Origin of the sequence: Phytobacter palmae, assembly GCF_039409775.1 — a bacterium.
Taxonomy (GTDB): domain Bacteria; phylum Pseudomonadota; class Gammaproteobacteria; order Enterobacterales; family Enterobacteriaceae; genus Phytobacter; species Phytobacter palmae.
Genome location: NZ_JBCIVJ010000001.1, coordinates 327,097 through 351,068, shown reverse-complemented (window position 1 = coordinate 351,068; position 23,972 = coordinate 327,097). Strand labels below are relative to the sequence as shown.

The following is a 23,972-nucleotide window of genomic DNA, read 5'->3' as shown; positions in this document are numbered from 1 at the left end:
ACTGTGTAACAGGTTAAACCTTCCATCAAGGGGAAGGTCAAGGGGGAAATGTGAATATCAGTATTGTGGCGAAAAAGACCGGATTAACCAGCAAAGCGATTCGCTTTTATGAAGATAAAGGGCTGGTGACGCCGCCGCTGCGGGGGGAAAACGGCTACCGCAGCTACACGCAGCAACACATCAATGAATTGACGCTGCTACGCCAGGCGCGGCAGGTGGGATTTAACCTCGAAGAGTGTGGCGAACTGGTGAATCTGTTTAACGATCCGGCCCGCCACAGCGCAGATGTCAAAGCCCGTACACTGCAAAAAGTGGCCGAAATCGAGCGCCATATCGTCGAGCTGGAAGCGATGCGTAAGCAGCTTATGTCGCTGGCGGAAGCCTGCCCTGGCGATGACAGCGCCGACTGCCCGATTATTGATAATCTCTCCGGCTGCTGCCATCACCGGGCACACGCTAAGGGTTAAGCATAAAGATCACCGTGCCGCGATACCATGGCGAGGCGGCAAGGCGCTGTTCCTCATGCGGATCCCAGACGCCGTTTTGCACGCGTCCTACTTTAAACGGAATGCGTAATCCGGCCAGCGCCGGAAGGTAAGCAGTGTAATCCTCTACGGTATTGCGGCCCTGATAACTTTGTACCACCAGTTCATCCACCGGAAGGGCGTTGAGCGTTTTCACACTACCGGTTTTCGCCCAGTCCAGCAGGCCCGTGACGCCCAGAGCGAACTGCGGCGAGAGGATTTCCCGTAACCGATGCAGAAACTGCGCGTAATGTTCAAGGCGGTGCGTAGCGGCATCAAAATCAATCTGCAGGCCCGCCACGTTATTACCGGCGGCCTGCCAGCGCAGCAACAGACGGTTCAGGCGTGCCAGCATCTCATCAGAAACATCGAGTGTCGTCAGGCGCACCGTCAGCCAGATACTGGGAAACGTCAGGCGGCTAACCGGTAATCCCTTACGTTCAAATACGGCAGTACCTGAAAGGGTAATAACATCGCCCTGGTGCAGATAGACGGTGCGGGCGTCACGCAGCGCGTCACCGGTTTTAACACCCGACCATAACCAAAAATCTTGCCCGTCTGCGGCATTCGCCACAGACATAAACAAGGAACTGATGAAGGCGATTACCAGTAATACTTGAGGCTTTTCGCCCATACGCTTCCCGGATAATCGCGCTTGAGTTGCTGGAACCAGGCTTTACGCACGGCTTTATCAACATCTTCGCCACCGCAATCATTGTAGCCTGATGGCGAATAGCACATCACCGCGCGGTAAAGGGCATAGCTTTTATCTTCCGGTTCTGTTTTCGCATCATTAATGACCTGCTGGTACCATGCCAGACGGTGTGGTTTCCCGGAAAAATCGTCCTGACGAGTGGCGATATCAAGCGCATCGTTGCCGCCACGGTCTTTCGCCAGGCTGACTTCGGTTTGTGTGGTGCGGAAAAATTCACCCAGGCAGTTGAGGGCGTGTCCATCCTGCGGATTTTTACTCAGTACACCAACGGTCTCGTCCAGGGATGCGCAAACATAGGTTTTTTCCGGGTCTGTACCTGTCCATTTAAAGACGCTGACATCCACATCATCAAATGCTTCACCGGGAATGGCGGCGGTGATGGCCGTGAGCAGCGATTTATCCTGCAACCAGTCAGCATAGCGGCCTTGCGCCAGATCCTGCGTAAGCAAGGTATGCAGGGCAATAGTGCGTTCTTCATTATTTGGCCCCTTACTCGCCTGCTGACGTAACAGTTCAGGCGAGGCTTTGGTTTTCAGCACCAGTGAGCGGTAGCGCAGATTCGTTATCCGGCTGTCCGGGGCGAAAATCTTATCCAGCGCATCGCTGTTGACCAGCGTGGCTGCCAGTTTTGCCTGGATCAGTTGTTGCTGTTCTGCATCTTTGCTGAGATCCAGCAGATGCAGCCAGTGATCGCGTGCAGCAGCCCATTGCTTCTGGCCCATCAGCGCATCGCCATACAGCGCCTGTTCGCTAAACGCGAGGATATTATGCTCGGGCAGGCTCTGTGCCGGGGTGATGTCTTTTACCACCGTAGCGTAATCTTGTTTGTTGTAAGCCAGCATCAGGCGCAAATAATTCCACAGGTCTGCACGTTTGTTTTTCTCGAAATCGGCTTTGAGGCCGTCGAGATACGCCTGATCGACACAATGCTCGTGATTCTCGCAATGGTTATCGCGCATTAGCCTTAGCGTCTGGATAAAAGTCAGCAGCGATGCATCGGGCGCACTCAGAAAATAGCCGTCTCCCCAGGTGAGGTCCTTACTGAGCAGCTTGTTGTCGCTTTCGTTAATCAGGGCGCTCAGCGCATCGCTGTCGGCAGCCTGCGGCAGGATCTGTTCATAGAGCGTTGCCAGGGTGTTCCAGTCCTGCAAATACCAGTTGATACGGCGCAGCAACCCCTGCGTCGAGTCGGTGTATTTGCCCTGCGGCCATTTTTTGAGGTAGTTCTGCGCGCTGTCCCGCGCCTGTTGCGCCTGGGTTTTATCCACTTTGGTGACGTCGAAATCACCGTATTCGCCGTTGGCATTCTCACTGCTGGCGTTGAGCGCATTACGCATCAGCATGTAGCTGGCGGTTTCAGCGATCCACGGCTGCGGGTTCGTGCTAAGGGCGGTAAACCCTTGTCCGGCGGCGGCGTAATTCCCGGCATAAAACTGATTGGCGGCCTGTAAATAGTCTCGGAACGCGGCGGCGGAGCCATCCGGTACGGTGAGCTTGTTGAGCGCATCCTGGGCATTGCTGCTGCCATCGACAAGCAGGCGCGTTTTCGCCAGCGTCTGGCGTTGTTCGGGAGTGAGTGTTGTATCAGCCAGCAATGCGGCAAAAAAATCTGACAGGGTATCGCTGTTGAGCGACACAAAGCGGTTTTCGTTTTCGTCCTGTAGCGCCGTCAGATGCGCGATGGCCTCGGCATCAAGGCCCAGGGTGGCGATTTGCTGACTAAGAGGGTCCGTGCCGGATGCCGTATCCGTGTCGTCATCCACCGGGGGATCGTAATCCAGCATATGCATGCCGAAATAGAAATCCCGGCTGCGGGTGATATCCGTCGGGACAGGCTGGCGCAGGGATGAAAAGCCTTTTTGCTCATCCAGCAGTCGCAGCAGGTTGTCGCGGGTGTCGTTTGCCACGCCAAGAACCGGCGGGCTGACCAGAAAACAGCCCGGGCTTGCCCAGGCACAAGAATCCATATCCATAGACGCCAGCGCAGCGCTGCTGGCGGCAAATGAGAGGCACAGGCCCAGCGTGAGGTGGCTTTTTTTCACCATCGTTCCTTGCGTATTATGACGATTATTCGACTGTAGCTTTGATGTGCAGCGTAATGCCTTCGACGGCAATCACTTCCACTTTACTTCCTGCCGGTAAATCTGACCCGGCACTCACCGGCCAGGAGCTATCTCCCACCCGCATATGGCCGCGCCCATTGACCAGCGCATTATCCAGGATAAAACGACGACCAACCAGTTGCTGCCCACGTTGATTAAGCGATGCATCCGCCGGTTTCTGCTCGCGTACCCGTCTTGAAAGCCACAACCACCACAGCCAGGCGGCGATAAGCGTAAGTACCGCGAAGATCACCCCCTGTAATTCCCAGCCGAACGGAACCAGCCAGACCAGCAGGCCGGTGACTACCGCCGCCACGCCGCTCCACAGCAAATAGCCGTTGCCGCCGAGCATCTCAGCCGCCAGAAGCAGGCCGCCAAGAGTTAACCAGAAGATATAGGCATGTTCAAAGAGCAGGGCTATCATGGTTTTTTCCGTTCACTGGTACTCTCTTTTACCAGTTCTGCGATCCCGGCAATTGAGCCCATCAGGCTGCTGGCATCCAGCGGCATCATCACTACTTTACTGTTATTAGCCGAGCCAATTTGTTGCAGCGCTTCGGTGTATTTTTGTGCCACAAAGTAATTAATCGCCTGCACATCACCCGCAGCAATCGCCTCTGAGACCATTTTGGTCGCGCGCGCTTCCGCTTCCGCCGAACGTTCACGAGCCTCAGCTTCAAGGAATGCCGACTGGCGTTCACCTTCGGCTTTGAGGATTTTTGCCTGCTTTTCACCTTCCGCTTTGACAATTTCTGCCTGGCGAATCCCTTCGGCTTCCAGGATGTAAGCGCGTTTGGTACGTTCGGCTTTCATCTGGGCGTTCATGGAGGAGACCAGCTCTGCCGGTGGGCGAACATCGCGAATTTCGATACGGGTGACCTTAATGCCCCACGGATTGGTGGCTTCGTCCACAATATGCAGCAGGCGAGTGTTGATGCTGTCTCGCTGAGAGAGCATTTCGTCGAGCTCCATTGAGCCGAGCACGGTACGAATGTTGGTCATGGTGAGGTTAATGATCGCCAGTTCCAGATTACTCACCTCATAGGCGGCTTTCGGGGCGTCGATAACCTGAATAAAGCACACCGCATCGATGGTGACGTTGGCGTTATCTTTGGAAATGACTTCCTGGGAAGGGATATCGAGAACTTGTTCCATCATATTGATCTTACGACCAATACGATCCATAAACGGTACGACCAGGCTCAGACCCGGCTGGAGCGAGCGGGTATAACGACCGAAGCGTTCTACCGTCCACTGATATCCTTGCGGAACGATTTTGACACCCGCGCCTACAATGACCAGCGCGACGAAGATAAGAACGGGGATGACGATGAGCATCAAATAAACCTCCTGTTTAATTTGATGTCATTCTAACCAAATTTGGGGATCTTAACAGCGCGACCCCCAAATTTAGCGGGCGGGACTAGTACAGCAGGGAATAGAGCTGGCGACGGTATTTAGAAGCCAGCGCATCGCCGGTACCCAGAGCGGCAAGAATTTCCTGCAACATTTTGCGCGCCTCGCCGTCCGCTGCGCCTAAATCTTTACGCAGGTGGCCGAACAGCAGTTCCAGCGCCTCCTCATTGCGACCAACCTGATGCAGTTGCAGCGCCAGCTGCGTTGCCAGTTGGGCATCCGCCGGGTTTTTCTCGACCTGCGCCAAAAGAAGCTGAATTTCCGGGGTATCGGCGGCTTTTTTCAGCAGCTCGATTTGTGCCACCAGCCCTTGATAGCGGGTGTCCTGTTCCTGTAGTGGAATGGTCTTGAGTACGGCTTCGGCATCATCAGAGCGGTTGAGCGCAATTTGTGTTTCTGCCAGCAGCAGGCCGATTTCACTGTTCTGCTTCGATAACTGCCAGGCTTCTTTCAACAGTGGCAACGCTTCGGCATGTTTACCTTCTTCCATCAGCTGCATTGCCTGCTGCGCTTTTAACTCTTCTTCACGCGGCAGGACTTTATCCAGCAGAGCGCGGATGGCCTCTTCCGGCTGAGGTCCCTGGAAACCATCGACCGGCTGGCCGTTCTGGAAGAGGTAAACCGTTGGGATCGCGCGTAAACCAAACTGCGACGCAAGCATCTGCTCAGCATCGCAGTCCACCTTCGCCAGAATAAACTGCCCGTTATACTGCGCCGCCAGGCTTTCCAGCACCGGGGTCAACTGCTGGCAATGTTGGCTACGCTCTGACCAGAAATAGAACAGCACCGGCGTGGTCATTGACTGTTCAAGCGTCGGGTGAAGATTTGCTTCGTTAATGTTGACGATGTTCTGTACAGACATGAGTCATTCTCTGTTTAAGTGTTTATTCATACATGGGGACAGGCGCCGTGCCTTCAACTCACCCGTGTAAAATTTTATCCATTGCTCGTCCCGGCAGTATGCGTTTCAACAGGCTTACCACCCAGGTGACGACCGTGACCGGATAGCGCAGTTTGGGGGTCGGGCTTTCAAAAGCATGGCGCACTTTGGCAACTACCGCCTCCGGGCCGAGGGTAAAACGTGCGGCGATACCGGGATTTTCAACCGGTTTGTCACTTTGTGTCTGGTTGACGTTCTCGGTAAAACGGGTGCGGATAGGACCCGGCTCAATCAGACTGACCTTGATGCCGCTGTGACGCAGTTCCATACGCAGCGCATCGGACCAGGCTTCCAGGGCGTACTTACTGGCTGCATAAGCGCCACGACCAGGGGTTGAAATCAGCCCCATTACCGAGGAGGTCATCACAATGCGGCCTTCGCCGTGCGGGATCATGGCGCGCAGCAGGCGCATGGTAAGCTGATGTGCGCCAAAAAAATTGGCGGAAAACTGCTGTTCCATCTGCTCGCGGCTGATGGTGGACAGTGGCCCATACAGGCCAAAGCCCGCATTATTAAAAATGCCATACAAACGGTTTTCCGTCAGGGCAATGACCTCGTCAGCGGCGCGTTCTACGCTTTCGGGGACGTCGAGATCCAGCAATATGCCGGTAAAGCCAGCCTGATTCATGCGCGCGACATCGTCGCTTTTTCGGCAGGCAGCCAGAACGCGAAAGCCCTGACGCTTAAGTTCATGGGCGCTTTCCAGACCAATACCGCTGGAACATCCTGTTATTAAGATCGTTTTTTGCATAACTTTACCTGAAAGCGTCCCTGATAAATCAGGAGTCGTGATTAACTAAAGGAGCCAACCGGGTCGCCATCCAGTCGGCAATAAAAGGCTGAGCGTCACGGTTCGGGTGAATCCCGTCATCCTGCATCCACTGGGGTTTGAGATAGACCTCTTCCATAAAAAATGGCAACAGAGGAATATCAAACTCTTTGGCGAGCTTAGGGTAAATGGCGCTGAATGACTCAGTATAACGGCGTCCATAGTTGGCGGGCAGCCGTATTTGCATCAGCAAGGGCCTGGCGTTTGCGGCTTTTACCGTCTGCAAAATAGTGCGCAGCGTTTGTTCTGTTTGTTGGGGCGCAAAGCCGCGCAGACCATCGTTACCTCCCAGCTCCACCAGTACCCAGCGAGGCTGATGTTCTTTGAGCAACGCAGGTAAGCGTGCCAGCCCCTGTTGCGAGGTATCGCCACTAATACTGGCGTTGATGACAGGCGGTTTTTGTTGCCACTTCTCGTTGAGCAACGCAGGCCAGGCGGTATTGGCCGCCATGCGATAGCCCGCGCTCAGGCTGTCTCCCAGAACCAGTAACGTGTCCGCCGCGGCGGCACGCAGGCTAAACAGAAGCAGAAACAGGAAGGCCAAATGCCAGCGGAAAACATTGTTGAAGTTCATCATCTTAAGAAGTCCGTCGGTCAGGGGGAGCAGGAACTTTCCATCCTCACCGGAGTTGAGCTTGTTGTCAAACGGGCGCAGACCATTGCCCTGATTGGTGAATCCGGTTCAGGTAAGTCGACATTGCTGGCGATTCTTGCCGGGCTTGATGATGGCAGTAGTGGTGAAGTAAACCTGCTGGGTCAGCCGCTTCACGCGATGGACGAAGAGGCGCGGGCAAAGCTACGGGCAGAACATGTTGGTTTTGTTTTTCAATCTTTTATGCTCATCCCGACGCTGAATGCGCTGGAAAACGTCGAGCTTCCGGCGTTACTGCGTGGCGAGAACAGCGCGCAGAGTCGTGCCAGCGCCAAAGGGCTGCTGGAGGAGTTAGGGCTGGGCAAACGTCTCGATCACCTTCCGGCGCAGCTTTCCGGCGGCGAGCAACAGCGTGTGGCGCTGGCCCGTGCGTTTAATGGCCGCCCGGCGCTACTGTTTGCCGACGAGCCCACCGGCAACCTTGACAGGCAGACTGGCGATAAGATTGCCGATTTGCTCTTCTCGATGAATCAGCAATATGGCACCACGCTGATTCTGGTCACGCACGATCCGCAACTTGCAGCGCGTTGCGACAGACGCTTACGCCTGGTGAACGGCGAACTGCGGGAGGAAGCATGATCGCCCGCTGGTTCTGGCGCGAATGGCGCTCTCCTTCGCTGCTGATTGTCTGGCTGGCGCTAAGTCTGGCCGTGGCCTGTGTGCTGGCGCTGGGCAAGATCAGCGACCGGATGGAAAAAGGGTTAAGCCAGCAGAGCCGTGAGTTTATGGCGGGCGACAGGGCGCTACGCAGCTCACGTGAAATCCCGCAGGCCTGGCTGGAAGAGGCGCGAAAAGAGGGGCTTAAAGTTAGTGAGCAACTCTCTTTTGCCACTATGACCTTCGCCGGTGACACACCACAACTGGCAAACGTGAAAGCGGTAGATGACAGTTATCCGCTATATGGCGACCTGCAAACCTCGCCGCCTGCAGTCAAACCGCAGCCCGGAACGGTGCTGCTGGCCCCAAGGCTGATGGCGCTGTTAAACCTCAAAACCGGCGATTCGATTGATGTGGGGGACGCCACATTGCGTATCGCCGGGGAGGTGGTACAGGAGCCGGATTCCGGCTTTAACCCGTTCGAAATGGCGCCACGATTATTAATGAACACGGCGGATGTGGCGAAAACCGGAGCAGTACAGCCGGGAAGCCGTGTCACCTGGCGGGTAAAATTTGCCGGAACGCCCGCACAACTGGACGCATACGAAAAATGGTTATTGCCGCAGCTTAAGCCGGAAAACCGCTGGTATGGCCTTGAGCAGGATGACGGGGCGCTCGGTAAGTCATTACAGCGTTCCCAGCAGTTCTTACTGCTATCGGCGTTATTAACGCTGCTGCTGTCGGTGGCGGCGGTGGCTGTTGCGATGGGACACTATTGCCGCAGTCGCTACGACCTGGTGGCGATCCTCAAAACGCTGGGGGCGGGCAGAGCGCAACTGCGCAAACTGATCGTCGGCCAGTGGCTGATGATACTCGCACTGGCCTCTGTCACCGGTGGTGCGATGGGATTGCTGTTTGAAAAAATCCTGCTGATATTGCTTAAACCGGTTCTGCCGGCGGCACTGCCTGCTGCCAGCGGCTGGCCGTGGCTCTGGTCGATTGGCGCCATGCTGGTGATTTCCCTGCTGGTGGGGTTACGGCCCTGGCGTTTATTACTGGCAACGCAGCCTTTGCGTGTGTTACGCCGTGATGCTGTCGCCGATATCTGGCCGCTGAGATTTTATATTCCTGTTATCAGCATCGTGTCCGTCTTGTTGCTGGCCTGGCTGATGGGGGCCAGTATGCTGCTATGGTCAGTGCTGGCCGGGGCGGTGGTGCTGGCCTTGATCTGCGGTGTTGTTGGCTGGCTGCTGCTGCGGGTGATGAAAAAGCTTACCCTCAAAACATTGCCACTGCGTCTGGCGGTCAATCGCCTGTTGCGCCAGCCATGGTCAACGCTCAGTCAGTTATCGGCTTTCTCGCTCTCCTTCATGTTGCTGGCGATGTTGCTGGTGCTGCGTGGCGATCTGCTCGACCGGTGGCAGCAACAGCTTCCTCCGGAAAGCCCGAACTATTTCCTCATCAATATTGCTCCGGAGCAGGTAGAACCGGTGAAAGCGTTTCTCTCTGAGCATCATGTTGTGCCACAGGCATTCTGGCCTATTGTACGTGCCCGGCTGACGCAGATTAACGGCCAGAGCACGGAAGGCAATCCGGATGAGGCACTGAACCGCGAACTGAACCTGACATGGCAGAGGGATGAGGCAAACCACAACCCGATTACCGCGGGCACCTGGCCGCCCGGAGCCGGTGAGGTCTCAGTCGAAGAAGGGCTGGCAAAGCGCCTCGGGCTTAAACCCGGCGACAGCGTGACTTTTATGGGCGATACCCAGGATTTCACCGCTAAAGTAACCAGCCTGCGTAAAGTGGACTGGGAAAGCCTGCGCCCCAATTTTTTCTTTATCTTCCCGCAAGGTGCGCTGGAGGGGCAGCCGCAAAGCTGGCTGACCAGTTTCCGCTGGCAGAATGGCAACGGTATGTTGGCCCAGCTTAACCGCGAGTTTCCCACTATCAGCCTGCTGGATATTGGCGCGATCCTGAAACAGGTTGGCCAGGTGCTGGAGCAGGTGAGCCGGGCGCTGGAAGTGATGGTCGTTCTGGTTACGCTCTGCGGCGTGCTGCTGTTGCTGGCTCAGGTGCAGGTGGGGATGCGTCTGCGTCATCAGGAACTGGTGGTGTATCGCACGCTCGGCGCTGGCAAGCGGTTGTTGCGCACCACGCTGTGGTGTGAGTTTGCACTGCTCGGGCTCGTCTCCGGACTTGTGGCGGCGATCGGTGCTGAAACGGCGCTGGCGGTGCTGCAAACGAAAGTCTTTGACTTCCCCTGGGAGCCGGACTGGCGGCTGTGGGTCACGTTACCTCTGTGCGGTGCTATCTTGCTGTCCGCATGCGGTGGCTGGCTGGGTACGCGTTTACTTAAAGGGAAAGCATTGTTCCGCCAGTTCGACCAGTAAAAAGATGTCATTTTGATTACACGTCGGTTAAATAATCGGCGTGTATTTTTTTAAATGCACAAATTGCTAAATCACTGATTTTTAAGCGCACGAAGTACGAAAAACTCGACAACATGGCATGCTTAATCGGCGTTAATATTCAGCTGGCAACTATTTGGCTGCTTATTAACCAAGGAAACAGCATGGCACATAAAATAAAAGCGCTGGCGATAACGATCGGCGCGGCACTGGCAATGACCTCATTTGCCACCCAGGCAGAGATCACGCTGCTTAAACAAGATCCGCAAGCGGGCGATCCGTTAAGCCGTCTCAATTTCACCGTGGGGGGAAGTATCCGTCCACAATTCAACATGATGACCGGTGATGGTGATAAAGGATCTTATAAACGTAACGGTTTTGACGGCGGCACGCGTTTCCGCTTCGCCAGTGATTACTATCTGTTTGATGACATCAGCTGGATAAACTACTACGAACTGGGCGTCAATATTCCGGCGGTCTTTGACTGGGATAACCACTATGCAAAAGGCGCACACGACACCACGCGCCGTATGCTCTATACCGGACTGAAAAGCAAAACCTGGGGAACCTTAACCTACGGCCAGCAAAACAGCATTTACTATGACGTAGTAGGGGCGAAAACCGATATCTGGGATTACGACATGATCGGCCAGGCGCCGGGTAACGGCATTAACGGCGACTATGACGGCTCTTATCGTTCACGCAATATGCTGAAATATAAAAATACGTTCGGAGATGCGGATCTTTACGCCTCTTACCTGTTCGATGATAACGAATACCTGCCGGGCAATGGCCTGCGTTACAAACGTAAGGGGGGCGGCTCACTGGGTCTGGATTACCATCTGACTAACACCCTGACCTGGGGCGCTGCGTGGAACTATACCCGTGCTGAAATGCGCAATCCGGGCAATGACGACAGCAAAACGTATGACCAGAATATCCTTGGTACCGCGCTGAGCTGGACGCCGGACAACTGGACCTTCTCCGCTGGCGGCGGCTGGTATCAGAACTTCCTGCTGAGCAAGAAAAACACGGTTCACAATTATTTCGCCGGTGATGCGTGGGGCGTTGAGTATTTCGCCGGTTATAAGATCCCTGTTAATCAGTACGCTGTGAAATCTGTTCAGCCGTACTTTATGGGCGATCGTATCGAATACGTGAATGGACGTAACTATCAGCGTATTGATAACGGCGTCGGTATCAGCTTCCAGCTGGATTATGGCTTCCGCGTGGATTATGAACACGTGTTTACCTCCAGCACTGATGACCTGGGCGATATGAATTTAGTGCGTCTGCGCTACGACTTCTAACGTTCCGGGCCATTGGGCTATCTGACTTGCCAGCTTGAACCCGGGCAGTGCCCGAAATCCTCACGTACGCCGTGTACGTTTCGGTTTCTGTGCGCTGTCCGTGTTCAACCTGCCTGCGCCGATTAGGCCAACTGACCCGCAATCAAAGTCCTGCAATTCTGCTTAGTAAAGATCTGGCTTTGCTTATCTGTAAAATGCATAAAGAAAGGCGTCTCAATTTCGCTTTTCTTTATGCTTCATCGCCTTACCTTTGCAAAATCTCCCATCATTCAGTGACATACTTCACAGCAACATGAATTTTTTTCAATTACCGCTGCGTTATGTTTATGCCATCTTATCCCTGTAATGAATATGGAGCGCGCCGCATCGACGGTGCGCCACACAGCAGACACACTTCGTTAGGGAGAATGTATGGGACGTCGTCTCGGTTTACGCGCCACCTTTGGGGCGCTACTTCTGGCATGTGGTTTATCTTCCGCGCAGGCCAACAGTGATCCGCACACCATCGTCTTCGGCGTTGCGCCGGGGCCTTATGGCGATATGGTCAAACAGGCCATTGAGCCGTCACTGAAAGAAAAAGGCTACAAAGTCGTGGTGCGCGAATTCAGCGACTACGTGCAGCCAAATATGGCGCTGTCGAACGGCAGTATTGATGCCAACCTGTTCCAGCACTCGCTCTATTTCGATAAATTCACCGCTGATAAAGGGCTGAAGCTCACCAAATTAATCACGGTACCGACGGCGGGTATGGGTTTCTATTCCCATAAAATTAAGAGCCTCGATGAGCTGAAAAAAGGCGATATTGTCACGCTGTCCAACGATCCTACCAACCTGGCCCGTGGCCTGCGTTTCCTGAAATCGCTGGATCTGATTACCCTGAAAGACAACATCGATCCGACCAAAGCCTCTGAGCGCGATATTGCCGGCAACCCGAAAGGGCTGGTATTTAAGCCGCTGGAAGCCGCGCAGTTACCGCGTACGCTGGACAGTGCCACCGCCGCGCTGGTCAACGGTAACTTTGCCATTGCCGCAGGGCTGGATCTGTCCACCGCGATCAAGCAAGAACATCTGGATGAGAACCTCAAAAACATCATTGCCGTACGCAGTGAAGATGCGGATAAACCTTTCGCCAAAGATATTGTTGAGGTTGTGAAATCCCCGGCTTATCGTGCGGTGATTGACGATCCGAAAAATGTCTATGGCGCCTTCCAGAAACCGGACTGGATGACCGCCGCAGATAAGAAATAAGAGCGGAATCAGGTTAACAGGCAGGCTGCGGCCTGCCTTTTGCTATTTGAGGAACACATGATTGAGATAGATAAGGTGTGCGTGGATTTTCCCGCCGTGCGGGGAGCAAAACCCATGCGTGCCGTGGACAGCGTCAGCTTGCGTATTGCGCCCGGTGAGATTTTTGGCATTGTCGGCACCAGCGGCGCGGGAAAAAGCACCCTGTTACGGACATTGAATGCCCTGCAACGCCCGAGTGAAGGCTGCGTCAAAGTGAATGGCGTGGCGATTTCACAAATGGAAGGCCTGACGCTGCGTAAAGCGCGCCAGCGTATCGGCATGATCTTTCAGCACTTCAACCTGATGCACACTCGCACCGTGGCGCAAAACGTAGCGTTCAGCCTGAAAGCGGCGGGGTGGGAGCGCAGCAAAATCTCCCCACGCGTCACGGAAATCCTGGAACTGGTGGGGCTGGGCGACAAAGCCAACCGCTACCCGGTACAGTTGAGTGGTGGACAAAAGCAGCGTGTCGGTATCGCCCGCGCTATCGCCAACCACCCGGATGTACTGCTGTGCGATGAGCCAACTTCCGCGCTGGATTTGGAAACCTCGGCCACCATTCTGGAACTGCTCAAGCAGATTAACGCGCAGCTCGGCATCACGATCGTGCTGATCACCCATGAGATGAACGTGATCAAATCTATTTGCGATCGCGTGGCGGTCATGTCCGGCGGTAAGGTGGTGGAAACGGGCGATGTGTTTGATATTTTTGCCCATCCGCAGCATGCCTTTACGCAACAACTGGTTTCACGCACGCTGAATCTGACGCTGCCGGACCGCCTGCGGGAGCATCTGCCCGGACAATTATTGAAAATCCTGTTTATTGGTGATTCTGCCGAGCAGCCTGTTCTTTCTGATGCGGCTATTAACTTTGGCGTGGCCGTCAATATTCTGCACGGGAAAATCGAGTATATCGGCGAGCGCGCGCTCGGCATTCTCGTGGTGCAGCTCACCGCAGAAGATCCGGCTGTTGTAGAACAGGCGGTGGACTACATTCGTAACCGTACCGCTCAGGTGGAGGTGATCCGTGGATAATTTACTGGCCGATTTGAGTCTGGCGTTTGGCGAAACTTTCCAGATGCTGAGCATCTCAACGGTGCTGGCGATTATCGGTGGGCTGCCGCTGGGTTTTCTGATCTTCGTGACTGACCGTAACCTGTTCTGGCAAAACCGTGCGGTCTATCTCATCAGTTCCGTACTGGTGAACGTTATCCGCTCAGTACCCTTTGTGATCCTGCTGGTCCTGCTGCTGCCGTTAACACAGTTTTTGCTCGGCAACACCATCGGGCCGATTGCCGCATCGGTGCCGCTGTCCGTGGCGGCAATTGCCTTCTATGCCCGTCTGGTGGATGGCGCGCTGCGTGAAGTCGATAAGGGCATTATTGAAGCGGCGGAAGCGTTTGGCGCAAGCCCCATGCGTATCATCTGCACGGTGCTGCTGCCGGAAGCCAGCGCGGGTCTGCTGCGCGGGTTAACCATAACGCTGGTGAGTTTGATCGGTTATTCGGCGATGGCGGGGATCGTGGGCGGCGGCGGCGTCGGTGACCTGGCTATCCGCTATGGCTACTATCGCTACGAAACTCAGGTGATGATTGTGACCGTGATAGCGCTGATTGTGCTGGTGCAGGTAGTACAGATGCTGGGCGACTGGCTGGCGCAACGAGCAGACAAACGCGACAGGCACTGATGATATCCCGGATCGCGGCGTAACCGTCTGGTCCGGGATACAGGAACTGTAGCCCGGCAAGCGTAGCGCCGCCGGGTTCAGTTATCAGGCAAGCTTTGCCTGCGCCCAGGCAATACCGCTGGCATATTCCGGCGGTAGCAGAGGCACCAGCGCTTCCAGCGTCGCGCTCAGGCGGCCAGTGTCGCTGTCGTTCAGATTAAGATGTCCCACCTTACGGCCTGGACGTACCTCTTTGTCGTACCAGTGCAGATGTATCAGCGGCAGTTTCAGCCAGTCATAATTCAAATCACTGCCGATCAGGTTAACCATCACCGACGGGCTGTTTACCACTGGCGGCGGCAGCGGTAAATCCACTACCGCACGCAGATGTAATTCAAACTGGCTGATCGAGGCCCCGTTCTGCGTCCAGTGGCCGCTGTTGTGCACGCGCGGTGCCAGTTCGTTAATCAGCAAGCCCGCGGGTGTCACAAAGCACTCCATCGCCATCACGCCCACATAATTCAGCTCGTGCATAATGGCAGAGAGCATACTTTCCGCCTGTTGTTGCTGGCGAACATCAGCCTGCGGGAAGACCACGCTGGTGCGCAGAATACCGTCCTGGTGCAGGTTGTGGGTTAGCGGATAGAACACCGTGCTGCCGTCATGGCCGCGCGCGCCCACCAGCGATACCTCACCAGAAAAATTGATGCCCTGCTCAACGATACATTCGCCATAACAGTCATCCGGCAACTGTTCGGTTTCGCCAGCACGCAGACGCCACTGACCACGGCCGTCGTAACCGCCTACACGGCGTTTTACAATCGCCAGTTCGCCCAGGGTATTAAAGACCGCAGGCCATTCGCTTTTGTCGGCCAGCAACTGCCACGGTGCAGTGGCAAGTTCGAGTCTGTCGAATAACTGCTTTTGCGTCAGACGGTCAGCAATAATCGGGAATACATCGCGGTTTACAAACGCCGGGTGACGCGCCAGTTCGCGGGTCAGGGCGGTTTCCGGCCAGCGTTCAATCTCAGCGGTAATCACGCTCTGGGCAAACGGCACGGCTTCCGGGTCCGCATCCAGCCCCACGGGCCACACGGCGATGCTCAGCGGTTCGCCTGCCTGGCGCAACATACGGCCAAGCTGGCCGTTACCTAAAATGCAAACCTGTTTCATGCCGCACCCCGTGGGTCCGGGTTTTCCAGCACTTCGTCGGTTTGCGCACGACGGAACTCGGCCAGCCGCTGATGCAGTTCAGCGTCGTGTTGGGCCAGAATTTGCGCGGCCAGCAGGGCGGCATTCGCAGCCCCGGCTTTGCCAATGGCCAGCGTTCCGACCGGAATACCGCGCGGCATCTGGACGATAGAGTAGAGGCTATCCACACCGCTTAAGGCAGCGCTTTGTACCGGTACACCCAGCACAGGCACCAGTGTCTTCGCTGCAATCATCCCCGGCAGATGCGCCGCGCCGCCAGCACCCGCAATGATCACCTGAAAACCATTTTCTTCGGCGCTTTCGGCAAAGCTAAACAGTTTATCGGGGGTGCGGTGAGCGGAGACAACTTCAACGTGGTGCGGGACATTCAGGATATCGAGGATTTCGGTGGCGAACTGCATTGTTGCCCAATCGCTTTTCGATCCCATGACAATGGCGATACGCGCCGGTTGTTTAGCAGAAGACATGCGTTAAGAAAACTCCTGTGGGTGTGACTACGGACAGCTTTTGAGGGCACAAAGAATAGCATGGAAAACGGGCAAGGAAAACGGTTGCGTAGCGATGAATGCTGCAATCTGCTGTGGCGATGCGCGCTCATCCGGGGGCTCAAATTCTCAAAACGGAAAAGGGATAAGCTCGATATCGCTTTCGGTGACTTTCACCATGGAACCGTGAGTGTGCCAGGCGCCGAGGACAATGCGCATGGCGGGTTTGCCGTTTGCGATAAGCTCATGTACGTCCGGGCGGTGGGTGTGACCGTGGATCAGGCACTGAACCTGCTGTCTTTCCATTGCGGCAACGACTGCCTGCGGATTGACGTCCATAATGGCCAGTGATTTGCTGCTGTTGGCGGCTTTGCTGCTCGCCCGCATTTTTGCAGCGATACGTTGGCGAACAAAGAGCGGCAAGGTGAGAAAAAGTTTCTGGAGCCAGGGCTTGTGGACTTTAGCGCGAAACGCCTGGTAGCCTGCGTCGTCCGTACAGAGCGTATCGCCGTGCATAATCAGTACTTTGCGGCCATAGAGGTCGAGCACTTTCTCTTCCGGCAGAAGTTGCATGCCGCTTTCGCGCGCAAAGCGTTTGCCGAGCAGGAAGTCGCGATTGCCGTGGATGAAGTAGCAGGGAACGCCGCTGTCGACAAGCGCCTTGATGGCGGCGGCGATGTCGCGGTGCAGGGGAGTGGGATCGTCGTCGCCAATCCAGGCTTCGAACAGGTCGCCCAGTATATAGAGCGCGTCAGCCTGACGGGCTGTACCGGCTAAAAAACGCAGAAAACCGGCGGTGATCGCCGGTTCTTCTGTTTGCAGATGAAGGTCTGCGATAAAGAGTGTCGCCACGATTACTCGCTAACGGTCACGCTTTCAATCACGACGTCTTCTTTCGGTACGTCCTGATGCATACCGCTGCGGCCGGTTGGAACGGCTTTGATTTTGTCTACAACGTCCATGCCTTCAACCACTTCGGCAAATACGCAATAGCCCCAACCCTGCAGGCTTTCGCCAGAGAAGTTCAGGAAGTCGTTATCCACGACGTTGATAAAGAACTGTGCAGTTGCAGAGTGTGGCGCCTGAGTACGCGCCATGGCCAGCGTGCCACGGGTGTTTTTCAGGCCGTTGTTGGCTTCGTTTTTGATCTGGTCTTTGGTCGCTTTTTGATGCATGCCCGGCTCGAAGCCGCCGCCCTGGATCATAAAGCCATTAATGACACGGTGGAAAATGGTGTTGTTGTAAAAACCTTCACGGCAGTAGTCCAGGAAGTTTTTAACTGTTTCAGGCGCTTTATCATCAAAAGTTTTGATTACGATGTCGCCGTGATTAGTGTGGAAAGTAACCATTTTTGCATCCTGTTCCGGTAGAGTGGTGCGCAGACCCGACTGTGGGTCAGTGATAGTCGCCTGTTATAGCATAACCGGGAGGTTGGATCACCTTGCAAAGTGTGCTGCTTCGGGATTGAATTACAGGTAATATATGCGTTTTTCCGTTCCACACACGTCTACATGGAATCTTCGATGTTAAAAATCTTCAATACACTGACGCGCCAAAAAGAGGAATTCAAACCTATCCATGCCGGGGAAGTCGGCATGTACGTGTGTGGTATCACTGTTTACGATTTTTGTCATATCGGTCATGGCCGTACTTTTGTGGCGTTTGATGTGGTCGCCCGCTACTTGCGTTTTATTGGCTACAAGCTGAAATACGTGCGCAATATCACCGATATCGACGACAAAATTATTAAACGCGCCAATGAAAACGGCGAAAGCTTTGTGGCGCTGGTCGACAGAATGATCGCTGAAATGCACAAAGATTTTGATGCGCTCAATATTTTGCGACCGGACATGGAGCCGCGCGCGACGCATCATATCCATGAGATCATCGAAATCACTGAACAGTTGATCGCCCGTGGTCACGCCTATGTGGCGGAGAACGGCGATGTGATGTTCTCTGTGCCGACGGACCCCAATTATGGTCAACTGTCGCGCCAGGATCTTGATCAACTGCAGGCGGGGGCGCGTGTGGATGTCGTGGATGTGAAACGTAACCCGATGGACTTCGTGTTGTGGAAGATGTCAAAGCCTGGCGAGCCGAGCTGGACCTCTCCGTGGGGCGAAGGGCGTCCGGGCTGGCACATTGAATGTTCCGCGATGAACTGCAAACAATTGGGTAATCATTTTGATATTCACGGCGGTGGTTCGGACCTGATGTTCCCGCACCATGAAAACGAAATTGCCCAGTCCACCTGTGCCCATGATGGCGAATATGTGAATTACTGGATGCACTCCGGCATGGTGATGGTGGATCGCGAGAAGATGTCCAAATCGCTGGGTAACTTCTTTACCGTGCGTGATGTGCTCAAATATTACGACGCCGAGACCATTCGCTATTTCCTGATGTCTGGCCACTATCGCAGCCAGCTGAACTACAGCGAAGAGAACCTCAAGCAGGCACGTTCAGCGCTGGAGCGGCTGTATACCGCGCTGCGTGGGACCGATAAGTCTGTTGCTGCCGCTGGTGGCGAGGCGTTTGAAGCACGCTTTGTTGAGGTGATGAACGATGACTTCAATACCCCGGAAGCGTATTCCGTGTTGTTTGATATGGCCCGTGAAGTGAACCGCCTGAAGTCAGAGGATATGGCGGCGGCGAATGCGCTGGCCTCTCATTTGCGTAAGCTCTCTTCTGTGCTGGGTCTGCTGGAGCAGGAACCGGATGCGTTCCTGCAAAGTGGTGCGCAGGCCGATGATAGCGAAGTGGCTGAGATTGAAGCGCTGATTCAGCAGCGTCTGGATGCGCGCAAAGCGAAGGACTGGGCGGCGGCAGATGCGGCACGCGACCGTCTCAATGAGATGGGTATCGTGCTGGAAGATGGCCCTCAGGGTACAACCTGGCGTCGTAAGTAATTTTCTAAAGTAACTAGGCCCGGATCAGGTGTTTTCGCCGCATCCGGGACAATTCCCCGGCGGCGCTGTCGCTGACCGGGGATACGCCGTACGAGTTATCGGGAACGCCAGTGCCACAACAGGCCCATCAAAATGACCCCCGGCACCCACACCCACAGCAATTCTGAAATAATCACCTGATGTCCGTAAGGCGTCATATACCGTGACAGGGCAAATGGCGCGACCTTAATTACCTGCCAGGGGGCAAAAAACCGTTCGTCTGACCACGGCCAAAGCCAGCCGACCCCTTTGCCGCCAGTGGTAATCGAATCCAGTAAACTGTGCGACAGCAATGAGACGGTCAAAAAAGCCCAGCAGCGCATCATGCTCGCTTTAAACCAGCGTCGCCCCAGCCATGTCACCAGAATCGGCACCACAAAGGCAAACAACAGCGAATGGGTAAAGCCGCGATGACCAAATACGTTGCCATATGCCACGCCAAACTTGAATGCAAGCACATCGGCATCCGGTAACATCGCAAGGGCAATGCCCGCCAGCAATAATCCTCTGGGGATCACTTTACTGCCCAGTCCCAATCCCAGGCAAAGCGGCACGGCGGCGTGAGTAATAACGGTTGGCATTGTCAGTCCTTGAACAAAAAGAAAAAAGTATAGACGAGGCGGCCGGACACATCGGATGCCTGTTTTCTGAAAACTCAGCGGATAAATAAAACATCATTCTTGCGATGCGGCACGATAATTAATATTACTACTCGCGCATATTTGCTCTGCTGCATACCTGTGAACGCGATTTTCAGGGTAATGCCGAAACCGAATGCCCGGTCAGATGCGCAAAGTGGGGGATCAGGCAGATAACGCCTTAGCGCCAGAAGAGATGATGAATGCAGCGGAGGTTGCCGCCGCGATACAGTGGGAGTGAGTGCCTGCACCCATAATGATAATAAACGGGGCAATGGTCGTTTTTTATGCTGACTCCCGCACCACCAGTTGCCCGGAGAGGGTAATGGTCTGCGTTAACAAATCTGGTTCCTGCAGTTTACGTATTATCAGCCCCGCCGCCTGTTTGCCTGCCTCTTCGCTGGCAGACGAGACATAAGTGAATGAGGGGGAGGTGAGGTTCACATGGAGCATATCCTCGAAGCCAATCAGCGCCACCTGCTGTGTCAGGAAGACATCTTTACCGATGGTGCGTCCCACCTGATGAATACCGCTGATAGAGCCAATCACCGCGTTCGGTGAATGGCACAGCAGGGCGGTAATAGTATTGTTTTTCTCCAGCAGATGACGAGTCGCCAGGCTCGCTGATTCGGTCGATTCACTGCAGGCGGGCGTATATTCATCACGCAACACCATGCCGTACTGCTTGAGTGCGCTGTGTACGCCCAACAAACGCTGGTGGCGTACCAGGTCTTTTTCCATACCGCCGATATAGGCAATGTTGCGGTGTCCGCGTTCAATCAGATAGCGCGTAGCCAGGCTGGCGGCCTGGCGGCTGTCGCGCATCACCAGGTTACAACTCTCTTCGGGAAGCGATTGGGACACCACCACCATCGGCAGCGGGCACTGGCTGATTTTTTCCGGTAGGTGCGGATTAAGGGTATCCGAGGAGAGATAAATCACCCCTGCTACCCCCTGTTGCTTAAATGAGAGCAGGCAACGTTCAAGGTGCTCGTTGTCGTCCAGCGGTTGTCCCAGGAAGACCATATAGCCTTTACGCTCCAGCTCCTGAACAATGCTTGCCATTACCTTAATGGAAAAGCTGTCGCTGAAATCGCGTAAGATCAGGCCAATCAGGTTCGACGTGTTGGCGCGCAGGTTGGCGGCAGCGATGTTGTGCACGTATCCCAGCTCATTGATAGCCGACTGCACTCGCTCGATGGTGGCTTCGGAGATTTTCCCCTTTTGCCGCAGCACCAGAGAGACGGTTGAGACCGACACGCCCGCCAGTTTAGCGACATCAATGATGCTGACCTTTTTCAATCGTGCTCCCTGAAAGTACAGAATAATCAGCCAGAAATAGTAAAGCCTCCTGTATAAATACAGGAGACTTATTTTACCTTACCCGAACAAGGTTATTTTCCAAGCGATGCCGCCATGGCCTGGGCGATAAACTGCGCCCGGGCACCGAATATCACCTGGACACCTTTATCACCGACAAAGACGACACCGCGCGCGCCGACGCCGTTCAATCCCTCTTTATCGACCTTACTGCCATCCAGCACTTCAATACGAAGGCGGGTGATACAGGAACCAACGGAATCGATATTTTTCGCCCCACCCAGCAGGTCAACAATCTCGGTGACCAGCTCGTCGTCTGTTTTGTCTTTCGCATCCGCAGATACTTCGGTACGGCCCGGCGTTTTCACATCAAAGCGACGGATGACAAAACGGAAGGTGAAGTAGTAGATCAGCGCCATCGGTATGCCAATAATCACCGCATTCAGATAGTTTGTCTCATAGCCATTAAACGACGGCAGAATACCAAACGAAATGTAGTCAATAAGACCGGCAGAGAACGACTTCGCGATATGCGCATGCATCAGGTACATGGTCATGTAGGACAGGCCTGCCATGATTGCATTAAACACATACAGAATCGGCGCGACGAAGATAAAGGTAAATTCAACCGGTTCTGTGATGCCCGTTAAGAAACAGGTCAGCGCGGCGGAGAAGAGAATACCGGCGGCGATTTTTTTATTTTTGGTATGAGCTTCGTGGTACATCGCCAGACATGCGGCTGGCAGTGCGAACAGCATCAGCGGGAATTCGCCCTGCATGAATTTACCGGCGTTCTGATAGGTATCGCTGCTAAATGACTTGGTGCCTTCTTCCAGCATTTTGAACCAGATTGTCTGGTCGCCGTGGATCACCTGGCCTGCCTGGGTGGTGTAGTCACCGAAGGAGTACCAGAACGACGGATACCAGATGTGGTGCAGGCCGAGCGGGATCAGCGCACGTTCTGTCAGGCCAAAGATAAAGGTTGATGCCGCCTGGTTATCACCGTTGACGATAACGGAGAGCGCATCAATACCCGCCTGAATATGCTGCCAGACGTAGGGCAGCAGCAGGCCGAGGATAAACGACATAAACGCAGTGGCGATGGCGACAAAACGCTTACCAGAGAAGAAACCCAAAAACTCAGGTAACTGCATGGTGTGGAAGCGGTTATAGCACCAGGCGGCGAGGATACCGCAGATGAGTCCGCCGAAAACCCCCATCTGTAGCGACGGAATACCGACAACCATCGCATATTTCCCGCCCTGTGAAGCCATTTCCGGCGTAATCGACAGCACAGTGCTGATGGTTATGTTGGTGACGAACACCGACACGGCCGCAGAAAGGGCAGCAATCCCGGACTCAGATGCCAGACCGACAGCAGAGCCGATGGCGAACAGAAGAGGGAGGTTATCGAAAATAACCCCACCGGCGTTCATCATCAGTGGTAAATGAAACTTATCGCCAAACGCCAGCAGCAAACCGGCGGCAGGCAGCAACGAAATAGGCAGCATTAACGCGCGCCCAATCATTGACAACTTTGAGAGTGACTTAATAAAACCCGTTAACACATTCATGCTGTGATTCCCCCGAATCCTGGCATTCGTTACGCGATGTACGCCCGATTATTGTCAGTAGAACGTTCTAGTAAAACGTTCTACTTATCGTGTTAGAAGCGATTCGTCCGCGCAACTGAAATTTCAATTTCGGCCATAGCAAAATGTGATTATTTGAAGGCGATCAATTATTGACCGTATCAGGGCTAAGCAATATCTGAGAGGGGGCAGGCCCGACGCGCGGGCCTGCAGAGGGGGCATCAGGCGACGACAGTGACGCTTTGTCCCTGAAATACAACGGTTTGTCCGGCAATGATTTTGCAACGTTTACGTGTTTCGACTTTGCCATCGACTTTGACCAGGCCTTCGTCGATGGCGATCTTCGCCTGCGCGCCGCTTTCGCTCCAGCCTTCCAGCTTCAGAAGATCGCAGAGTTCAACGTGCGGATGCTTGCCCAGTGAGAATGTCGCCATCTTATGCTTTCTCCACGTCGTGGTACTCTTCACACGCCTGTAGCGTGTTCTGAATCAGGGTTGCGACAGTCATCGGGCCTACGCCGCCCGGAACGGGAGTAATGTACGAAGCACGCGCGGCGGCGTCCTCGTAAACCACATCGCCTACCACTTTGCCGCTTTCCAGGCGGTTGATGCCAACATCAATCACAATGGCGCCTTCTTTGATCCATTCGCCCGGAATAAAGCCCGGTTTGCCTACCGCAACGACCAGCAGGTCGGCGTTTTCCACATGGTGGCGCAGGTTTTTAGTAAAGCGGTGGGTCACGGTGGTGGTACAACCAGCCAGCAGCAGTTCCATGCTCATCGGACGACCGACGATATTGGATGCGCCAATCACTACCGCGTTCAGACCGTAGGTATCGATGTTGTAACGCTCAAGCAGCGTTACGATACCGCGCGGGGTGCATGGGCGCAGACGCGGCGCGCGCTGGCACAGGCGGCCAACGTTATACGGGTGGAAACCGTCAACGTCTTTATCCGGTGAAATGTGCTCCAGCACTTTGACATAATCGATACCGGCAGGCAGCGGAAGCTGCACCAGGATACCGTCAATTGCGGTATCGGCATTGAGCTTGTCGATAAGCGTCAGCAGTTCGGCTTCGGTGGTGGTTTCCGGCAAATCGTACGAGCGGGAGATGAATCCCACCTCTTCACACGCTTTGCGTTTGCTACCGACATAAATCTGCGATGCAGGGTTGCTACCAACGAGGATAACGGCCAGACCAGGGGCGCGTTTTCCGGCTGCCAGGCGGGCTTTCACCTTTTCAGCAACCTCAGAGCGCACCTGCTGCGCAATCGTTTTACCATCTATAATCTTTGCTGCCATCAGAGAGAGGATTCCATCTGTAACTA

The 23,972-nt window shown here is 54.6% G+C and carries 24 protein-coding genes; 8 read left to right on the top strand and 16 right to left on the bottom strand.

What is annotated here, in order from left to right:
• Window positions 1–50: 50 nt before the first annotated feature.
• The gene (cueR, locus tag AAIG39_RS01745; protein WP_090082480.1) at window positions 51–467 is read left to right on the top strand and encodes a Cu(I)-responsive transcriptional regulator; all 417 of its coding nucleotides are present in this window, start codon (window positions 51–53) and stop codon (window positions 465–467) included.
• Here the strand turns inward: cueR and AAIG39_RS01740 are convergent.
• The 7 genes from AAIG39_RS01740 to tesA all read right to left on the bottom strand — a co-directional run bounded on the left by AAIG39_RS01740 (window position 457) and on the right by tesA (window position 7,103).
• A complete protein-coding gene (locus AAIG39_RS01740; protein WP_343193065.1) occupies window positions 457–1,158 on the bottom strand; it encodes a DUF3142 domain-containing protein in 702 nt (233 codons plus the stop codon). The genes cueR and AAIG39_RS01740 overlap by 11 nt on opposite strands.
• The gene (locus AAIG39_RS01735) at window positions 1,128–3,284 is read right to left on the bottom strand and encodes a PA5441 family protein (protein WP_343193064.1); all 2,157 of its coding nucleotides are present in this window, start codon (window positions 3,282–3,284) and stop codon (window positions 1,128–1,130) included. Before AAIG39_RS01735 ends, AAIG39_RS01740 begins: the two co-directional genes overlap by 31 nt.
• 22 nt (window positions 3,285–3,306) lie before the next feature.
• A complete protein-coding gene (locus AAIG39_RS01730; protein WP_090082472.1) occupies window positions 3,307–3,765 on the bottom strand; it encodes an NfeD family protein in 459 nt (152 codons plus the stop codon).
• Window positions 3,762–4,679 carry an SPFH domain-containing protein gene (locus tag AAIG39_RS01725; protein ID WP_090082469.1) on the bottom strand — a complete coding sequence of 306 codons (918 nt, stop codon included), beginning with the start codon at window positions 4,677–4,679 and terminating at the stop codon, window positions 3,762–3,764. Before AAIG39_RS01725 ends, AAIG39_RS01730 begins: the two co-directional genes overlap by 4 nt.
• Before the next feature lie 85 nt (window positions 4,680–4,764).
• Window positions 4,765–5,619, bottom strand: a complete 855-nt coding sequence (locus AAIG39_RS01720; RefSeq protein ID WP_343193063.1) for a co-chaperone YbbN — start codon at window positions 5,617–5,619, stop codon at window positions 4,765–4,767.
• Window positions 5,620–5,677: 58 nt separating this feature from the next.
• The gene (locus AAIG39_RS01715) at window positions 5,678–6,448 is read right to left on the bottom strand and encodes an SDR family oxidoreductase (RefSeq protein WP_343193062.1); all 771 of its coding nucleotides are present in this window, start codon (window positions 6,446–6,448) and stop codon (window positions 5,678–5,680) included.
• 28 nt (window positions 6,449–6,476) lie between these two features.
• Window positions 6,477–7,103: a multifunctional acyl-CoA thioesterase I/protease I/lysophospholipase L1 gene (gene tesA / locus AAIG39_RS01710; protein ID WP_139223019.1), complete on the bottom strand. Its 627-nt coding sequence runs from the start codon at window positions 7,101–7,103 to the stop codon at window positions 6,477–6,479.
• Here tesA and ybbA point away from each other — a divergent pair.
• The 6 genes from ybbA to AAIG39_RS01680 all read left to right on the top strand — a co-directional run bounded on the left by ybbA (window position 7,071) and on the right by AAIG39_RS01680 (window position 14,470).
• Window positions 7,071–7,757, top strand: a complete 687-nt coding sequence (gene ybbA / locus AAIG39_RS01705; RefSeq protein WP_249572628.1) for a putative ABC transporter ATP-binding protein YbbA — start codon at window positions 7,071–7,073, stop codon at window positions 7,755–7,757. The genes tesA and ybbA overlap by 33 nt on opposite strands.
• Complete coding sequence (gene ybbP / locus AAIG39_RS01700) at window positions 7,754–10,168, top strand: putative ABC transporter permease subunit YbbP (protein ID WP_249572627.1); 2,415 nt, start codon at window positions 7,754–7,756, stop codon at window positions 10,166–10,168. Before ybbA ends, ybbP begins: the two co-directional genes overlap by 4 nt.
• 182 nt (window positions 10,169–10,350) lie before the next feature.
• A complete protein-coding gene (locus tag AAIG39_RS01695; RefSeq protein ID WP_071195943.1) occupies window positions 10,351–11,496 on the top strand; it encodes a porin in 1,146 nt (381 codons plus the stop codon).
• A gap of 411 nt (window positions 11,497–11,907) precedes the next feature.
• A complete protein-coding gene (locus AAIG39_RS01690) occupies window positions 11,908–12,744 on the top strand; it encodes a MetQ/NlpA family ABC transporter substrate-binding protein (protein ID WP_090082456.1) in 837 nt (278 codons plus the stop codon).
• Between the two features lie 57 nt (window positions 12,745–12,801).
• Window positions 12,802–13,818, top strand: coding sequence for a virulence-associated ABC transporter ATP-binding protein SfbB (sfbB, locus tag AAIG39_RS01685; RefSeq protein ID WP_090082454.1), 1,017 nt, complete (start codon window positions 12,802–12,804; stop codon window positions 13,816–13,818).
• On the top strand, window positions 13,811–14,470 hold the full coding sequence (locus tag AAIG39_RS01680) for a methionine ABC transporter permease (RefSeq protein ID WP_090082452.1): 660 nt from the start codon (window positions 13,811–13,813) through the stop codon (window positions 14,468–14,470). The genes sfbB and AAIG39_RS01680 overlap by 8 nt, the downstream gene beginning before the upstream one ends.
• A gap of 84 nt (window positions 14,471–14,554) precedes the next feature.
• On the opposite strand, the gene purK is transcribed toward AAIG39_RS01680, so the two are convergent.
• From purK to ppiB, 4 genes are all read right to left on the bottom strand, one after another.
• On the bottom strand, window positions 14,555–15,622 hold the full coding sequence (gene purK / locus AAIG39_RS01675; RefSeq protein ID WP_249572623.1) for a 5-(carboxyamino)imidazole ribonucleotide synthase: 1,068 nt from the start codon (window positions 15,620–15,622) through the stop codon (window positions 14,555–14,557).
• Window positions 15,619–16,128 (bottom strand): 5-(carboxyamino)imidazole ribonucleotide mutase, encoded by a 510-nt coding sequence (purE, locus tag AAIG39_RS01670; RefSeq protein ID WP_090082447.1) that lies wholly within the window; start codon window positions 16,126–16,128, stop codon window positions 15,619–15,621. The genes purK and purE overlap by 4 nt, the downstream gene beginning before the upstream one ends.
• A 147-nt stretch (window positions 16,129–16,275) precedes the next feature.
• Complete coding sequence (gene lpxH, locus AAIG39_RS01665) at window positions 16,276–16,998, bottom strand: UDP-2,3-diacylglucosamine diphosphatase (protein ID WP_249572622.1); 723 nt, start codon at window positions 16,996–16,998, stop codon at window positions 16,276–16,278.
• A 2-nt stretch (window positions 16,999–17,000) separates the two neighbouring features.
• On the bottom strand, window positions 17,001–17,495 hold the full coding sequence (gene ppiB, locus AAIG39_RS01660) for a peptidylprolyl isomerase B (RefSeq protein ID WP_041852430.1): 495 nt from the start codon (window positions 17,493–17,495) through the stop codon (window positions 17,001–17,003).
• Window positions 17,496–17,669: 174 nt separating this feature from the next.
• Between ppiB and cysS the strand changes: the two genes are divergently transcribed.
• The gene (cysS, locus tag AAIG39_RS01655) at window positions 17,670–19,055 is read left to right on the top strand and encodes a cysteine--tRNA ligase (protein ID WP_343193061.1); all 1,386 of its coding nucleotides are present in this window, start codon (window positions 17,670–17,672) and stop codon (window positions 19,053–19,055) included.
• A 95-nt stretch (window positions 19,056–19,150) separates the two neighbouring features.
• Here cysS and AAIG39_RS01650 read toward each other — a convergent pair whose 3' ends face one another.
• From AAIG39_RS01650 to folD, 5 genes are all read right to left on the bottom strand, one after another.
• A complete protein-coding gene (locus AAIG39_RS01650) occupies window positions 19,151–19,675 on the bottom strand; it encodes a metal-dependent hydrolase (RefSeq protein ID WP_343193060.1) in 525 nt (174 codons plus the stop codon).
• 342 nt (window positions 19,676–20,017) lie between these two features.
• Window positions 20,018–21,034, bottom strand: coding sequence for a Mal regulon transcriptional regulator MalI (gene malI / locus AAIG39_RS01645; RefSeq protein WP_090082439.1), 1,017 nt, complete (start codon window positions 21,032–21,034; stop codon window positions 20,018–20,020).
• A 92-nt stretch (window positions 21,035–21,126) separates the two neighbouring features.
• Window positions 21,127–22,626 (bottom strand): PTS transporter subunit EIIC, encoded by a 1,500-nt coding sequence (locus AAIG39_RS01640; RefSeq protein WP_343193059.1) that lies wholly within the window; start codon window positions 22,624–22,626, stop codon window positions 21,127–21,129.
• 239 nt (window positions 22,627–22,865) lie between these two features.
• Complete coding sequence (ybcJ, locus tag AAIG39_RS01635; protein ID WP_090082434.1) at window positions 22,866–23,078, bottom strand: ribosome-associated protein YbcJ; 213 nt, start codon at window positions 23,076–23,078, stop codon at window positions 22,866–22,868.
• Window position 23,079: 1 nt separating this feature from the next.
• Window positions 23,080–23,946 (bottom strand): bifunctional methylenetetrahydrofolate dehydrogenase/methenyltetrahydrofolate cyclohydrolase FolD, encoded by an 867-nt coding sequence (gene folD / locus AAIG39_RS01630; protein ID WP_090082431.1) that lies wholly within the window; start codon window positions 23,944–23,946, stop codon window positions 23,080–23,082.
• Window positions 23,947–23,972 lie beyond the last annotated feature (26 nt).

Bases quoted from the DNA above. Each gene is read 5' to 3' on its own strand.
- AAIG39_RS01735 (WP_343193064.1), bottom strand. From the start codon at position 3,284: ATGGTGAAAAAAAGCCACCTCACGCTGGGCCTGTGCCTCTCATTTGCC.
- AAIG39_RS01720 (WP_343193063.1), bottom strand. From the start codon at position 5,619: ATGTCTGTACAGAACATCGTCAACATTAACGAAGCAAATCTTCACCCG.
- AAIG39_RS01740 (WP_343193065.1), bottom strand. From the start codon at position 1,158: ATGGGCGAAAAGCCTCAAGTATTACTGGTAATCGCCTTCATCAGTTCC.
- tesA (WP_139223019.1), bottom strand. From the start codon at position 7,103: ATGATGAACTTCAACAATGTTTTCCGCTGGCATTTGGCCTTCCTGTTT.
- purK (WP_249572623.1), bottom strand. From the start codon at position 15,622: ATGAAACAGGTTTGCATTTTAGGTAACGGCCAGCTTGGCCGTATGTTG.
- sfbB (WP_090082454.1), top strand. From the start codon at position 12,802: ATGATTGAGATAGATAAGGTGTGCGTGGATTTTCCCGCCGTGCGGGGA.
- AAIG39_RS01690 (WP_090082456.1), top strand. From the start codon at position 11,908: ATGGGACGTCGTCTCGGTTTACGCGCCACCTTTGGGGCGCTACTTCTG.
- AAIG39_RS01715 (WP_343193062.1), bottom strand. From the start codon at position 6,448: ATGCAAAAAACGATCTTAATAACAGGATGTTCCAGCGGTATTGGTCTG.
- AAIG39_RS01695 (WP_071195943.1), top strand. From the start codon at position 10,351: ATGGCACATAAAATAAAAGCGCTGGCGATAACGATCGGCGCGGCACTG.
- ybbP (WP_249572627.1), top strand. From the start codon at position 7,754: ATGATCGCCCGCTGGTTCTGGCGCGAATGGCGCTCTCCTTCGCTGCTG.
- ybbA (WP_249572628.1), top strand. From the start codon at position 7,071: ATGCCAGCGGAAAACATTGTTGAAGTTCATCATCTTAAGAAGTCCGTC.
- folD (WP_090082431.1), bottom strand. From the start codon at position 23,946: ATGGCAGCAAAGATTATAGATGGTAAAACGATTGCGCAGCAGGTGCGC.
- AAIG39_RS01730 (WP_090082472.1), bottom strand. From the start codon at position 3,765: ATGATAGCCCTGCTCTTTGAACATGCCTATATCTTCTGGTTAACTCTT.
- AAIG39_RS01640 (WP_343193059.1), bottom strand. From the start codon at position 22,626: ATGAATGTGTTAACGGGTTTTATTAAGTCACTCTCAAAGTTGTCAATG.
- cysS (WP_343193061.1), top strand. From the start codon at position 17,670: ATGTTAAAAATCTTCAATACACTGACGCGCCAAAAAGAGGAATTCAAA.
- AAIG39_RS01725 (WP_090082469.1), bottom strand. From the start codon at position 4,679: ATGCTCATCGTCATCCCCGTTCTTATCTTCGTCGCGCTGGTCATTGTA.
- ppiB (WP_041852430.1), bottom strand. From the start codon at position 17,495: ATGGTTACTTTCCACACTAATCACGGCGACATCGTAATCAAAACTTTT.
- purE (WP_090082447.1), bottom strand. From the start codon at position 16,128: ATGTCTTCTGCTAAACAACCGGCGCGTATCGCCATTGTCATGGGATCG.
- AAIG39_RS01650 (WP_343193060.1), bottom strand. From the start codon at position 19,675: ATGCCAACCGTTATTACTCACGCCGCCGTGCCGCTTTGCCTGGGATTG.
- ybcJ (WP_090082434.1), bottom strand. From the start codon at position 23,078: ATGGCGACATTCTCACTGGGCAAGCATCCGCACGTTGAACTCTGCGAT.